Genomic DNA, 13,938 nt, shown 5'->3' with positions numbered 1-13,938 from the left:
GCCCGGGCCCGGGGGGTCACGTCCATGACACAGCGCACCGGCACCGGGCGACCGCGTGCCGTGCGGATGTCGGTGGAGCTGCCGCTGTGGCGTGCCCTCACCGGCTACCGCATCCTCACACTCGGCTACGCGCTGGCCCTGTTCTGCGTCAACTACCACGAGTACGCACACCCGCTCGGCGCGGCGCTCTACATGGGCGTACTCACCCTGTGGATGCTGTTCACCTGGAACAAGGTCTCGGCCCCCGAGCGCTGTACCAGGTCCTTCCTGATCGCCGATCTGACGATCGCGCTCGGCGGAGTTCTGCTCAGCGCCGTCGTCGACTCCGCCCAGCGCGTCGACGGAGGCGCGGCCACCCTCCCGTCCATCTGGACCGGTGGCGCGGTACTGGGCCTGGCCATCAAGGGCGGCTGGCGCTGGGCAGCCGTCGGCTCCACGCTGGTCGCCGCCGCCAATCTCGTCGAGCGCGGCCACCCGGCCCGTGACACCGTCCACAATGTGCTGCTGGTCTGGGTCTCCAGCATCGCCATCGGCTACATCGTCGAGGTCGCCCGCGCCAGTGAGCGCACCCTCGCCCGCGCCCTCCAGATCGAGGCGGCCACCCGGGAGCGCGAGCGCCTCGCCCGCGACATCCACGACAGCGTCCTCCAGGTCCTCGCCATGGTGCAGCGCCGGGGCGCGGCCATCGGCGGCGAGGCGGCCGAGCTGGGCCGGCTGGCGGGCGAGCAGGAGATCGCCCTGCGCACCCTGGTCGCGGGCGGCCTGGTGCCCCCGCGCCGCTCCACCACGCCGCTCGCCGAGGACGACGGGCCCGCCGGCGCCACGGCCCCCGCCCTCGTCCCGCCCGCCGGCCCCTGCGATCTGCGGGCGCTGCTCGCCCCCCGGACGGGCGCCGACGTCACCTTCTCGGGGCCCGGCACGCCCGTGCTGCTGGAGTCGGCCGCGGCGGCGGAGCTGGCGGCCGCCGTCGGTGCCGCCCTGGACAATGTCACCCAGCACGCCGGAACGGGCGCGCGGGCCTGGATCCTGCTGGAGGACGAGCCGGACGAGGTGATCGTCACCGTGCGGGACGACGGCCCGGGCATCCCCGAGGGACGGCTGGCGGCCGCCGAGCGGGAGGGACGCATGGGCGTCGCCCTGTCCATCCGCGGCCGGCTGCGGGACCTCGGCGGCACCGCCGAGCTGCTCTCGGTGCCCGGGCAGGGCACCGAGGTCGAGATGAGAGTTCCACGGGGGAGCGAGAAGCGATGACGACAGAGACGTCTGTGACGGCTGGGACCGCGGCGGCTGTGACGGCGGAAGACATGGTGAAGGTCATGGTGGTCGACGACCACCCCATGTGGCGCGACGCCGTCGCCCGCGACCTGGCCGCCGCCGGGTACGACGTGGTGGCCACCGCCGGCGACGGCCCCCAGGCGGTGCGCCGGGCCCGGGCCGCCCTCCCCGACGTCCTGGTCCTCGACCTCAACCTGCCCGGCCTGCCCGGCGCGGCCGTCTGCAAGCAGCTGGTCGCGGACCGGCCCGAACTGCGCGTCCTGGTGCTCTCCGCGAGCGGCGAGCACGCCGACGTCCTGGAGGCCGTCAAGTCCGGCGCCACCGGCTATCTGCTGAAGTCCGCCAGCACGGAGGAGCTCGTGGACGCCGTCCGCCGCACGGCCGTGGGCGACCCCGTCTTCACCCCGGGCCTGGCCGGGCTCGTCCTCGGCGAGTACCGCAGGCTGGCCGCCGACCCCGCCCCCGCCGCCCCCGACGAGCCCCGGGCGCCCCGGCTCACCGACCGCGAGACGGAGGTCCTCCGCCTCGTCGCCAAGGGACTGTCGTACAAACAGATCGCCGAGCGGCTGGTTATTTCCCACCGGACTGTGCAGAACCATGTGCAGAACACCTTGGGCAAGCTCCAGCTGCACAACCGTGTGGAGCTCGTCCGCTACGCGATAGAGCGAGGCCTCGACGACGCCTGACCACGCGTTCCCGGCCGGGCGGCTTCGAGCCCTCCCGGCGAACGGAAGGTGTGTCATGCGGATCGGAGTGCTCACCGGCGGCGGCGACTGCCCCGGCCTCAACGCGGTCATCCGTGCGATCGTCCGCAAGGGCGTCCAGGACCACGGTCATGACTTCATCGGCTTCAAGGACGGCTGGCGCGGCCCGCTCCACGGCTCCGCCGTCCCGCTCGGCATCCCGGCGGTACGGGGCATCCTGCCGCGCGGCGGCACGATCCTCGGATCCTCCCGGACCAACCCCTTCAAGGAGCCCGACGGCGTCCGCCGCATCACGGAGAACCTCGCCGGACACGGCGTGGACGCCCTGATCGCCATCGGTGGCGAGGACACCCTCGGCGTCGCCGCCCGGCTGAGCGACGAGTACGGCGTCCGCTGCGTCGGCGTGCCCAAGACCATCGACAACGACCTGTCCGCCACGGACTACACCTTCGGCTTCGACACCGCCGTCAACATCGCCACCGAGGCCATCGACCGCCTCCACACCACCGCCGAGTCCCATATGCGGGTCCTCGTGGTCGAGGTCATGGGCCGGCACGCGGGCTGGATCGCCCTCCACTCCGGCCTGGCGGGCGGCGCCAACGTCATCCTCGTCCCCGAGGTGCGGTTCGACGTGGACGAGGTCTGCGGGTGGGTCACCTCCCGCTTCCGGGCCAGCTACGCACCCATCGTGGTCGTCGCGGAGGGCGCCGTGCCGCGGGACGGCGACGTGGTCCTGAAGGGCGCCGCCGCGCTGGACTCCTTCGGCCACGTCCGGCTCTCCGGGGTGGGGGAGTGGCTGGCCAAGGAGATCGAGTCCCGCACGGGGAAGGAGGCGCGGACGACCGTGCTGGGGCATGTGCAGCGCGGGGGGACGCCGAGTGCGTTCGACCGGTGGCTCGCCACGCGGTTCGGCTTGCACGCCATCGATGCCGTGCGGGACGGGGACTTCGGGACGATGGTCGCGCTTCGGGGCGCGGACATCGTCCGCGTTCCTTTGACCGATGCCACGGCACGCTTGAAGACCGTGCCGGTCGCGCTCTACGAGGAGGCCAAGACGTTCTTCGGCTGACCCGCCGTCGGGGTTTCCGCGCCTTCGGCGCGGGCCTGCCCCACTCGCCCGCCCGATTACCCGGAAACGTCATGACGTGGGTGGGTAATCGGGTGGGCGGGTGGGCGAAACCGCCGCGTCAGCGGCGGCTACACCAGGACGGCGGTCAGCAGCTCAGCGACGATCGCCGACCCGTTCAGCGTCAGCACCGACTCCGGGTGGAATTGCACGCCCGCGAAGCCGGGCCCCCGCAGCGCGTGGACCTCCCCCGTGCCGGGATCCCGGCACACCTCGGCGCCCTCGACCTCACCGCCCCGCGCGACGAACGTGTTGTAGAACCCCACCGTCTCCTCCCGCCCGAAGAAGTCGATCCGCTCCTGCGCCCCCTGGAACGGCACGTCCTTCCGTACGATCTCCAGCCCCAGCTCCGCCGCGATCAGCTCGTGCCCCAGGCACACGCCCAGCAGCCCCTGCCGGTGCCCGCGCAGCAGGTCGCCCGCCAGCCCGCGCAGCATCCGCATCTTCGGGTCGGCGGCGTCCGACGGGTCGCCCGGGCCGGGCCCCAGCACCACCGGGCCCTCATGGCCCAGCGCGGCGTCCCGCAGCCCCGGCTCGTCGTAGCGCCGCACCGACACCGTCAGCCCCGAGGTGCGCAGCAGATGGGCGAGCATCGCCGTGAAGGTGTCCTCGCCGTCGACGACCAGAGCGTGCCCGCTCAGTACGGGAGCGGAGTCGGCGGACTGCATCCGCAGCCAGAAAGGGGCCAGGTCCGCGCGGCGGGCGTCCAGCGCGCTCCGTACGCGGGGGTCGTCGGACAGCCGTACGTCCGGCGCCGTCGCCGGGCGTACGGGGCCCCGGCGCACGCCGAGGGCCGTCAGGACGCCCGCCGCCTTGGCGTGGGTCTCGGCGACCTCGCCGTGCGGGTCGGAGCGGCGCACCAGCGTCGCGCCGACGCCGACCCGGAGCCTGCCGCGCCGGTCGATGTCGGCGGTGCGGATGAGGATGGGCGAGTCCAGGCTCTGGGCGCCGCCCGCGTCCCGGCCGATGAGGGCGAGGGCGCCCGCGTAGTAGCCGCGGCCCTGGGGCTCGTGGCGCTCGATGACGCGGCAGGCGTTCTGCACGGGGGAGCCGGTGACGGTCGCGGCGAACATCGTCTCGCGCAGCACGTCACGGACGTCCAGCGAGGAGCGTCCGCGCAGCTCGTACTCGGTGTGCGCGAGGTGGGCCATCTCGCGCAGCCGGGGGCCGACGACGACACCGCCCATGTCGCCGACGGTGCACATCATCTTCAGTTCCTCGTCGACGACCATCGAGAGCTCCTCGACCTCCTTGCGGTCGTGGAGGAAGCCGAGCAGGTCGTCGGCGGACGGGCCCCCGGCGGGATAGCGGTAGGTGCCGCTGATGGGGTTCATCACGACCGTGCCGCCCGCCATCCGGACGTGCACCTCGGGGCTGGCGCCCACCAGCGTGCGCTCGCCGGTGTGGACGACGTACGTCCAGTAGGCGCCGCGCTCGCCCGACAGCAGCCTGCGGAAGAGGGCCAGCGCGTCGGAGGCCTGGAAGCCGTGGATCTCGCCCTCGAAGGTGCGGCGGATGACGAAGTTGGCGCCCTCGCCCGTGCCGATCTCGTCCTCGACGACACGCCGGACGATCTCCGCGTACTCCTCGTCGGCCACGTCGAAGGCCCCGCCCTCCACCCGCACGTCGTGGGTGGGGAGGGCGCCGAGGACCTCCTCCAGCGGCAGCTCGTGGGCCTCATCCGGCCGCAGGACCAGCAGGGGGGTGCCGTCGTCGCGGACGTCGAAGCCGCGCTCGCGGATCTGGCGGAAGGGCACGAGGGCCAGCGCGTCGTGCATGGGCGCGCCGGCGGCGGGTGGTCCCGCCGGGAGCGGGATGTCGGTCAGGCGCTCCACCTCGGCGACCGGGCCGGTGAGCAGCTCGACGACGTCCTCGGGCCGGCCGGGGGTGCGGCGGTGGAGCAGGGCGAAGGGCGGGTGGTCCGCTGCGGTGAGCCGGGCGAGGAGATCGGCGGCGGTGCGGGACAGGGGCGGCATGGGCGGGTTCCTTCCTGGTGGGGGAGGAACGGCCCTCGTCCTGGCGCCGGAGACGCCGAAGGCCGCCCCTCTGGGCGGCCTTCGCGAGAACGTCTGGTGGGTACGCGCGTCAGTGGGCCGCCGAAGGAGCGGTCCACCACCAGAGCTGGTTGGAGAGCACGTACATGAGCGGCACAGTACCCGACGGCCGGTCGCGATGTCGCCGGTTTTCCCTAAATCTGTCTCAGTGCGTGTCTCAGAGTCCGGTCCTGCCGTGGGACCGGCGTCGCGACCCCGTAGTGTTGAGAGCGTGACCGTGAACGCTGAAATCCACGCCGGTGGCAACACCTGGCGCTCCCTGCCCGCGGCGCAGCAGCCTGACTGGCCGGACCAAGAGGCTCTGCGCGATGTGATCGCCGAGCTCGAGTCCTATCCGCCTCTCGTCTTCGCGGGCGAGTGCGACCAGCTGCGCCAGCGTCTGGGAGCCGTCGCCCGTGGAGAGGCGTTCCTGCTTCAGGGCGGCGACTGCGCCGAGGCCTTCGACGCCGTCGGCGCCGACCAGATCCGCAACAAGCTCAAGACCCTCCTCCAGATGGGCGCGGTGCTCACCTACGCCGGCTCGGTGCCGGTCGTGAAGGTCGGCCGTATCGCCGGCCAGTACAGCAAGCCGCGCTCGAAGCCGACCGAGACCCGCGACGGCGTGACCCTGCCGACCTACCGCGGCGACTCGGTCAACGGCTTCGCCTTCACCCCCGAGGCCCGTACGCCGGACCCGCAGCGGCTGAAGCGGATGTACCAGGCCTCGGCCTCCACGCTGAACCTGGTGCGCGCCTTCACCACCGGTGGCTACGCCGACCTGCGTCAGGTCCACGCCTGGAACCAGGACTTCGTGAAGTCCTCGCCCTCCGGCCAGCGCTACGAGCAGCTGGCCCGCGAGATCGACCGCGCGCTGAACTTCATGAACGCCTGCGGGGTGGACCCGGAGGAGTTCAAGACCGTCGAGTTCTACGCGTCCCACGAGGCGCTGGTCCTGGACTACGAGTCCGCGCTGACCCGTGTGGACTCGCGCACCGGGCAGCTGTACGACGTCTCGGGCCACATGGTCTGGATCGGTGAGCGCACCCGGCAGCTGGACGGGGCGCACATCGAGTTCTGCTCGAAGATCCGCAACCCGATCGGGGTGAAGCTCGGGCCGACGACGACGCCCGAGGACGCGCTCACCCTCATCGAGCGGCTCGACCCCGAGCGCGAGCCGGGCCGGCTGACGTTCATCACCCGGATGGGCGCGGACAAGGTCCGCGAGAAGCTCCCCACCCTGGTGGAGAAGGTCACCGCCTCCGGCGCCCAGGTGGCCTGGATCTGCGACCCGATGCACGGCAACACCTTCGAGGCGGCCTCGGGCCACAAGACCCGCCGCTTCGACGACGTGCTGGACGAGGTCAAGGGCTTCTTCGAGGTCCACAAGGCCCTCGGCACCCACCCGGGCGGCATCCACGTCGAGCTCACCGGTGACGACGTCACCGAGTGCGTGGGCGGCGGCGACGAGATCTTCGTCGACGACCTCCACCAGCGCTACGAGACGGCGTGCGACCCCCGCCTCAACCGCAGCCAGTCCCTGGACCTGGCGTTCCTGGTCGCCGAGATGTACCGCGACCAGTAGGAACACCCGGGAACAACCTCATAGCGAGACGCCGTGGGGCGCGGATCGACGTGATCCGCGCCCCACGGCGTTGTTTTTCGGCCGCCCGGGCGGGTAAGGTAAGGGTAACCTTATTGATCAATAAGGTCTTCGGCCCTTCGTTCCCCGGCAAGGCGGTGACCGCGTGTACGTCTGCTCGTGCTTCGGCATCACGGAGCAGCAGGTGCGCGAGCACGCGGACAAGGGGGCGTGCACCCCCCGCAAGATCGCTTCCGCCTGCAAGGCCGGCACCGACTGCGGCAGCTGTGTGCGCCGTATCCAGGCCCTGCTCGGCCGGGGCGCGTGCCCGCGCCGGGAGCTGGCCGACCAGGGGGACGCCGATGTGCTGGGCGCCGGTACGGCGCTCATACCGGCCCCCGAGCCCATGGCGTCGGTCGCCGCCTAGCCGCGAGCCGGTGCCGTGGGCCTACGCGCTCCCGCCGTTCTCCTGCTCGATGAACTGCGCGATGTACAGCGGCTCGCCGAGTTTCTCGATCAGCTCCAGCTGGGTGTCGAGATAGTCGATGTGATCCTCCTCGTCCGCGAGGATCGACTCGAAGATATTGGCCGAGGTGATGTCGCCCTTGGCCCGCATGACCTCCACCCCACGCCGCAGCCGGTCGATGGCCTCGACCTCCACCTGGCGGTCGGCCTGGAACATCTCGGTGATCGTCTGGCCGATCCGGACGTGGAAGAGCCGCTGATAGTTGGGCAGCGCCTCCAGGAAGATGATCCGGTCGGTCAGGACCTCCGCGTGCCGCATCTCGTCGAACGACTCGGCCCGGGTATGAGAGGCGATCTTGGTCCAGCCGTGGTGTTCCTGGAGTTTGGCGTGCAGGAAGTACTGGTTGATGGCGGTCAGCTCGGCGGTCAGCTGTTCGTTGAGGAACTCGATGACCTCGGGGTCTCCCTGCATCGCAGAGGCTCCTTCTCGGCAGGTGTCCAGCAGGTTGCGCGCATCCTTGCACCACCCGGGAGAGCCGTCCAGTAAGTGCACACTTAGGGGAGTTGCCCGAATATGGCATGACAGGGCCCGTCCTGGGCCGTCCCCGGTCATCAGCACCCCCATGGGTCTGACACCATTGAGCCATGGGGCTCTCGAAAAACACCGAAAGCCGCAAAGGGGAACATCTTCAGCTGCCTCCGGGGCAGCGGCTCCAGCGCGGATGGCCGGTGACGCACTACGGCCCGGTACCGAAGTTCAAGCCGGACCGCTGGGAGTTCCGTGTCTTCGGATCGACCGCCGACGGCGACAAGCGCTGCTGGACGCATGACGAATTCTCCGCGCTGCCGTACACGACGGTGGTGGCGGATCTGCACTGCGTCACGAAGTACAGCATGCTCGACGCCGAGTGGGGTGGGGTTTCGGCCCGTACGATCCTCGAACTGGCGCCGCCCGCGCCCGAGGTCACGCATGTGATGGTGTGGGCCGAGTACGGCTACAGCTCGAATCTGCGGCTGTCCGACTTCACCGCGGAACAGACCATTTTCGCCACCCACAAGGACGGCGAACTCCTCACCGCCGAGCACGGCTTCCCCGCCCGGCTGGTCGTCCCGCACCTCTACGCCTGGAAGGGCCCCAAGTGGGTGCGGGGCGTGGAGTACATGACCGCCGACCGGCGGGGCTTCTGGGAGGAGCGGGGGTACCACAACGTGGGCGACCCGTGGCACGAGCAGCGGTACTCGTACCAGGAGCTGCCGGGGGAGGGGCCGGAGCTTTAGGCTTCGCCGGGAGCGGTGACGGGCGGCTGCGGGCCCGTTGTGGCTGGGCGCGCCCACGCGGCGGAGCCGCATAGTGTTACGGCCTCGCGCCCCTTACGGGGCGCGTCCCGCTCAGGCCGGCTCGCGCAGCGCCTTCAGGCGGGCCACGTCGGCGGCGTGGCCCGCCTTGCCGCCGGGCGTCTCGATCGTCAGCGGCACGCCCGCCGTCTCCGGGTGCCGGAACAACTCGGCGAAGGGCTCGGCGCCGATGTGGCCGGAACCGATGTTCTCGTGCCGGTCCTTGTGGGCGCCGACGACGTCCTTGGAATCATTGGCGTGAATCAGCCCCAGCCGCCCCGGGCCGGTCACGGCGACCAGCTCGTCGAGCGTCCGCTTCATCCCGCCGGGCTCCGCGAGGTCGTGCCCGGCCGCGAAGAGATGGCAGGTGTCGAGGCAGACGCCCAGCTTCGGATGGTGCTCCAGCGCCGCGAAGTACGGGCCGAGGTCCTCGACCAGGGAGCAGAGCGAGGAGCCCTGCCCGGCCGTGGGCTCCAGCAGCAGCCGGGGGTCGTCGTCGTGGGTGAGCTCCTCCAGCAGCGGCAGCAGCCGCTCGTGGACCTGCGCCAGCGCCTCCGCCCGGGCCCGCCCGCCGGTCGCCGAGCCGGTGTGGACGACGACGCCGAGCGCGCCGATCTCCCGGCCCCGGCGCAGTGAGTGCCGCAGCGAGTCCACGGACTTCTCCACGGTGGCCTCGGTGTGCGAGCCGAAATTGATCAGATAGGGCGCGTGGACGTAGGCCGGTATGCCCTCGGCGGCGCGGACGGACCGGAACTCCTCGTCCTGCCGGGGGTCACCGGGCGGGGTCGCCCAGCCGCGCGGGTTGGCGACGAAGACCTGGACGGCCTCGGCGGCCAGCTCCCGCGCGTAGGACAGACCGACCCTGGCCAGCCCGCCGGCGACGGGGACATGGCCGCCGACGGGGTTGCGCGCCGGGCCGGGCAGGAGGAGGTCGTGGGTATCGCTCATGCCGTTCATGACGCTCAGAAACCGCTCTTCAGCTTGATGACGACGGTGTCGCCCTTGGCCGCCTGCGACCCGCCCCGCACCGACTGGCTGTCGACGGAGTCCTGCGGGAAGAAGAAGGGCCGGTCGACCTTCACCTGGAAGCCCGCGGCGGTCAGGATCTGCTTGGCGACGGCCTCGCTCTTCCCGGTGACGTCCGGGACCGTGACCATCTCCCTGCCCTTGGAGACCGTGAGGGTGACGCTGTCGCCCTGGGCGGCCTTCTCGCCCTGGCCCGGGGACTGCTGGGCCACCGCGCCCTGGGGCTTGTCGGAGTACACCTGGGCGTCCGCGACCTTGACGTCGAAACCGGCGTCCCGCAGCGTGGCGGTGGCGTCCGCCAGCGGCATGCCCGTCACGTTCGGCACGGGGATCTGCTTGCCCTTGCTGACGACGACGGCCACGGCCGTGTCGGGCCGCAGCTCGGTGCCCGGCTTGGGGTCGGTGGACAGGACCGACCCCTTGGGGGTCTCGTCGCTGAACTGCTGGGTGACGTCCCCGACCGTCAGGCCCTGGCCCTGGATCTTCTGCTTCGCCTCGTCGAGGGACAGCCCGGCGACATTGGGCACCTCGGCCTTCTGCGGGCCGCGCGAGACGGTGATCGTGACCTTGCCGGTGTTGCGGATGCGCTCGCCCGGCTTGGGGTCGGTGGCGATGACGTGGCCGCGCTCGACGGTGTCGCTGAACGCCTGCTGCGTCTTCACGCCGAGCCCGGCCTTGTCCAGCTCGGCGGTCGCCTTGTCCTGGGTCATGTCCAGGACCGCCGGCACGGAGGTGAACTGGCCGGAGTTGATGTACCAGACGCCGGTGCCCGCCAGCACGGCCAGCAGGGCGGCCGCGACGGCGAGGACCCAGCGCCGGGACAGCCCCGCCAGCGGCCCCCGGCGCGGCCCGGGGGCGGGCGCCGGGCCCGGCGGCGGGGGCGGCGGCGTGGCCGGGAGCTCCAGCCGGGTGGTGCGGTTGAGGGCGTCCTCCCGCGCGGGCGGCGGCAGGGGCCGCGACGCGGCCGGGCGCGGGATGACGCTCGTACGGTCCTCGGAGCCGGCCGGGACGGCACCGGCGGCGGGGGCCGCCGCCCGCGGCGGGACCAGGTCCAGCTGCTCGGCGGACAGGGCCGCGCGCGCCTGGCGGAGCCGCCCCAGCAGGGCGGCCGCGTCGTCCGGGCGCAGCAGCGGGTCCCGGGCCGTGGCCGAGGCCACCAGGGCGTCCAGCTCCGGCGCGAGCCCCGGGACGGCGGCCGACGGGGCCGGCACGTCCTCGTGGAGGTGCTGGTAGAGCACCTGCGCGGGGGTGCCGCCGCTGTGCGGCTTGGCGCCGGTCAGCATCTCGTACAGGACGACGCCGCAGGCGTAGACGTCCGCGCGGGGGTCGGCCGTGCCGTGCTCGATCTGCTCGGGCGCGAGGTACGACACCGTGCCCAGGACGGCACCGGTGCTGCTCGTGGTGTTGGTGTCCACCGCCCGGACGAGCCCGAAGTCGGCGACCTTGACCCGGCCGTCGTCGCCGATGAGCACGTTCTCCGGCTTCATGTCCCGGTGCACCAGGCCCGCCAGATGGGCGGCGCCCAGGGCGGCCAGCACGGGCTCGGCGATGTCGAGCGCGGCGCGCGGGCCCAGGGCGCCGCGCTCGCGCAGGATGTCGCGGAGGGTGCAGCCCGCCACGTACTCCATCGCCAGATAGACGTACGCGCCGTCGGTGCCCTGGTCGAAGACGCTCACCACATTGGGGTGGTCCAGCCGGGCCACGGACTTGGCCTCGCGGATGAAACGCTCCACGAAGACGCCGTCCGCGGCGAGCGAGGGGTGCATCACCTTCAGGGCGAGCACCCGGTCGAGCCGGGTGTCCAGGGCACGGTAGACGGTGGCCATGCCGCCCACGGCGACCCGCGCCTCGACGCGGTAGCGGCCGTCGAGCAGCTGGTCGACAAGGGGGTCGGGCAGGGTCGTATCCACGGCACACGAGTCTACGAGGCGTTGCCGGGTGGCCCGTATGGCCTGCGGCTCGTGCGTCTGTTCTGCAGCCGAACGGTGACAGGGGCGCTGGTGGCGGGCCCTGCGGGCGCTCGCCCCAGCCCCGCCCTTTCACCGTTTCCGAGCGGGGCTGCGCCCCCTCGCACCCCCGCCCGTTTGTGGGCAGGCGTTCCGCAAGGCTGGGGGCACCTCCCAGCGGTAGCTGGGGGAGGGTGGGCACAAACGGGCCCACCGGGCCGCACCGTTCCCGCTACGCGAACGCCGGCCGCTCCGGGTCGAGGGCCGCGAGGCCCTCCATCGTGGAGGACGCCTCCGCGAAGTGGCGGCGGGGGATGCGCCCGGCGCGATGCGCCAGCCGCCCCGCCTCGACCGCGTGCCGCATCGCCTCCGCCATCAGTACCGGCTCCTGCGCCCGCGTCACCGCCGACGCCAGCATCACCGCCGCGCACCCCAGCTCCATGGCCAGCGCCGCGTCCGACGCGGTGCCCGCGCCCGCGTCCAGGATCACCGGGACGGACGCCCGCTCGGTGATCAGCTGGAAGTTGTGGGGGTTGCGGATGCCCAGGCCCGAGCCGATGGGCGCGCCCAGCGGCATGATCGCCGCGCAGCCGACGTCCTCCAGCTTGCGGGCCAGGACCGGGTCGTCGTTGGTGTACGGCAGCACGGTGAAGCCGTCGTCGACGAGGATCTCCGCGGCGTCCAGGAGCTCGATCGGGTCGGGCAGCAGGGTGCGCTCGTCGGCGATCACCTCCAGCTTCACCCAGTCCGTGCCGAGCGCCTCCCGGGCCAGCCGGGCGGTGAGGACCGCCTCGCCCGCGGTGAAGCAGCCCGCCGTGTTCGGCAGCACCCGGATGCCGTGCTTCTCCAGGACGGACAGCACGGAGCCCCGTACCGTCGCGTCCAGCCGCCGCATCGCGACCGTGGTCAGCTCCGTGCCGGAGGCCAGCAGGGCGCGCTCCAGGACGTCCAGGCTGGGGGCGCCACCCGTGCCCATGATCAGCCGGGAGGTGAACGGGGTGTCCGCGATGGTGAGCAGATCGTCCGCCATCTGTGCTGATCAGCCTCCCTGAACCGCGGTGAGCACCTCGACCCGGTCGCCCTCGCCGAGGGCGGTCGCCGGCCACTGGCCCCGGGGGACCACGGCCTCGTTGACGGCGGCGGCGACCCCGCCGCGCTCGGTGGTGAGCGTCGCCACGAGCCCGTCGAGCGTCGTCCCCGCCGGGACGGTCGTCGGCTCGCCGTTGACGCTGATGATGTGCGTGGTCATGTCGCTGCCGGTCATGCGGGCTGCTCCTGAAGTGCGGGGGTGAAGCGTAGTGGGGAGAACGGCCGGGCCTCCTCGGGCAGCCGGCCGGTGGTCAGCGCCTCGGCCATCACGTCCCCGGTGACGGGGGTGAGCAGCACGCCGTTGCGGTGGTGGCCGGTGGCCGCGAACAGGCCCGGCAGGGCGGTCGGGCCCAGCAGCGGGGCGTTGTCGGGCGAGCCGGGGCGCAGCCCGGCGAGGGTCTCCACGAGCGGCAGCTCGGTGATGCCGGGCACCAGCTCGTGGGCGTCGCGCAGCAGCTCGTAGACGCCGCCGGCCGTCACGGTCGTGTCCCAGCCCAGCTCCTCGGTCGTCGCCCCGACGACCAGCTCGCCGTTCTCGCGCGGCACGAGGTAGACGTGCCCGCCGCGCACCACGGCCCGGACGGTCCGGGAGAGGAAGGGCCCGTTGACCGCCGTGTACGACTCCGGCACGCGCAGTCGCAGGACCTGGCCCTTGACCGGGCGGACCGGCGGTACGACGTCCTCGGGCAGGCCCGTCAGCCGGCCGCTGAGGCTCCCGGCGGCCAGGACGGTCCGGCCGGCGGCGAGCCGGGTGCCGTCGGCGAGCAGCGCCCCCGTGGCCCGGTCCCCGGTCAGCAGCAGCCGTACGGCCTCCGAGCGGTGGAAGGCCACGCCCTCGCGCTCGCAGGCCACCAGCAGCGCCCGGGCGAGCCGCCGGGGGTCGGTCTGGTGGTCGCCGAGGGCGTGGAGGCCGCCGCGCACGCCCGGCGCGAGCATCGGCTCCAGCCGGCGGCACTCGCGCCCGGTCAGCCACTGCGACGTGAGGCCGCAGCGGCGCTGGAGGTCGTGGAGCTCCCGCAGATGGGCCCGGTCGTCGGCGTCCAGGGCGACCGCGAGCGTCCCGCAGGCGCGGTAGCCGGTCTCCAGGCCGGCGGCCTCCTCCAGCTCGGCCGTGAAGGCGGGATAGCGCCGCGCCGAGGCCAGATTGAGGGCGAGGAGGGTCTCCTCGCCGTAGTGGAGCTCGGTGACGGCGGCCAGCATCCCGGCGGCCACCCGGGCCGCGCCCCCGCCGGGCGCGGGGTCGGCCACGGCCACGCGCAGCCCGCGCTGGGCCGTGCGCCAGGCCGTGACCAGGCCGATCAGTCCGCCGCCGATCACCAGGACGTCGGGTGTCCGCGGCGCGGGACCCGGACGGTACGGG

At 72.8% G+C, this 13,938-nt stretch carries 13 protein-coding genes; 6 read left to right on the top strand and 7 right to left on the bottom strand.

Translation table 11 applies throughout. The features are described 5' to 3' along the window. Positions 1 to 24 precede the first annotated feature (24 nt). From macS to ACFYZR_RS01410, 3 genes are read left to right on the top strand one after another with little or no spacing between them, the layout of a single operon-like run. Complete coding sequence (macS, locus tag ACFYZR_RS01420; protein ID WP_391903259.1) at positions 25 to 1,251, top strand: MacS family sensor histidine kinase; 1,227 nt, start codon at positions 25 to 27, stop codon at positions 1,249 to 1,251. A gap of 53 nt (positions 1,252 to 1,304) precedes the next feature. Further along, positions 1,305 to 1,961 (top strand): response regulator, encoded by a 657-nt coding sequence (locus ACFYZR_RS01415; protein ID WP_391904334.1) that lies wholly within the window; start codon positions 1,305 to 1,307, stop codon positions 1,959 to 1,961. Positions 1,962 to 2,016: 55 nt separating this feature from the next. Then, entirely contained in the window at positions 2,017 to 3,048 is a 1,032-nt protein-coding gene (locus ACFYZR_RS01410; RefSeq protein WP_391903256.1) for a 6-phosphofructokinase, read from the top strand. 128 nt (positions 3,049 to 3,176) lie between these two features. Here ACFYZR_RS01410 and ACFYZR_RS01405 read toward each other — a convergent pair whose 3' ends face one another. After that, on the bottom strand, positions 3,177 to 5,081 hold the full coding sequence (locus tag ACFYZR_RS01405; RefSeq protein WP_391903253.1) for an anthranilate synthase family protein: 1,905 nt from the start codon (positions 5,079 to 5,081) through the stop codon (positions 3,177 to 3,179). 289 nt (positions 5,082 to 5,370) lie between these two features. On the opposite strand from ACFYZR_RS01405, the gene ACFYZR_RS01400 reads away from it, so the two are divergent. Both ACFYZR_RS01400 and ACFYZR_RS01395 read left to right on the top strand, forming a co-directional pair. Continuing rightward, a complete protein-coding gene (locus ACFYZR_RS01400; protein WP_229357183.1) occupies positions 5,371 to 6,720 on the top strand; it encodes a class II 3-deoxy-7-phosphoheptulonate synthase in 1,350 nt (449 codons plus the stop codon). A gap of 163 nt (positions 6,721 to 6,883) precedes the next feature. Next, positions 6,884 to 7,144: a bacterioferritin-associated ferredoxin gene (locus ACFYZR_RS01395; protein ID WP_391903250.1), complete on the top strand. Its 261-nt coding sequence runs from the start codon at positions 6,884 to 6,886 to the stop codon at positions 7,142 to 7,144. Positions 7,145 to 7,165: 21 nt separating this feature from the next. Here the strand turns inward: ACFYZR_RS01395 and bfr are convergent, their stop codons facing one another. After that, a complete protein-coding gene (bfr, locus tag ACFYZR_RS01390) occupies positions 7,166 to 7,654 on the bottom strand; it encodes a bacterioferritin (protein ID WP_391903247.1) in 489 nt (162 codons plus the stop codon). Positions 7,655 to 7,827: 173 nt separating this feature from the next. On the opposite strand from bfr, the gene ACFYZR_RS01385 reads away from it, so the two are divergent. Next, on the top strand, positions 7,828 to 8,460 hold the full coding sequence (locus ACFYZR_RS01385) for a sulfite oxidase-like oxidoreductase (RefSeq protein ID WP_391903244.1): 633 nt from the start codon (positions 7,828 to 7,830) through the stop codon (positions 8,458 to 8,460). Positions 8,461 to 8,571: 111 nt separating this feature from the next. Here ACFYZR_RS01385 and ACFYZR_RS01380 read toward each other — a convergent pair whose 3' ends face one another. The 5 genes from ACFYZR_RS01380 to thiO all read right to left on the bottom strand — a co-directional run bounded on the left by ACFYZR_RS01380 (position 8,572) and on the right by thiO (position 13,895). Beyond that, positions 8,572 to 9,465 (bottom strand): deoxyribonuclease IV, encoded by an 894-nt coding sequence (locus tag ACFYZR_RS01380; protein ID WP_391903241.1) that lies wholly within the window; start codon positions 9,463 to 9,465, stop codon positions 8,572 to 8,574. 14 nt (positions 9,466 to 9,479) lie between these two features. Beyond that, positions 9,480 to 11,453, bottom strand: coding sequence for a Stk1 family PASTA domain-containing Ser/Thr kinase (gene pknB, locus ACFYZR_RS01375; RefSeq protein ID WP_391903238.1), 1,974 nt, complete (start codon positions 11,451 to 11,453; stop codon positions 9,480 to 9,482). Positions 11,454 to 11,721: 268 nt separating this feature from the next. After that, a complete protein-coding gene (locus ACFYZR_RS01370; protein WP_391903234.1) occupies positions 11,722 to 12,519 on the bottom strand; it encodes a thiazole synthase in 798 nt (265 codons plus the stop codon). A gap of 9 nt (positions 12,520 to 12,528) precedes the next feature. Beyond that, positions 12,529 to 12,753, bottom strand: coding sequence for a sulfur carrier protein ThiS (thiS, locus tag ACFYZR_RS01365; RefSeq protein WP_391903231.1), 225 nt, complete (start codon positions 12,751 to 12,753; stop codon positions 12,529 to 12,531). Then, a complete protein-coding gene (thiO, locus tag ACFYZR_RS01360; protein WP_391903226.1) occupies positions 12,750 to 13,895 on the bottom strand; it encodes a glycine oxidase ThiO in 1,146 nt (381 codons plus the stop codon). Before thiO ends, thiS begins: the two co-directional genes overlap by 4 nt. Between the last annotated feature and the right edge of the window lie 43 nt (positions 13,896 to 13,938).

This window comes from Streptomyces sp. NPDC001678 (genome assembly GCF_042892945.1).
Taxonomy (GTDB): Bacteria; Actinomycetota; Actinomycetes; order Streptomycetales; family Streptomycetaceae; genus Streptomyces.
The sequence above is the reverse complement of the archived record's forward strand: the minus strand, read 5'-3'. Positions and strand labels throughout refer to the sequence as shown.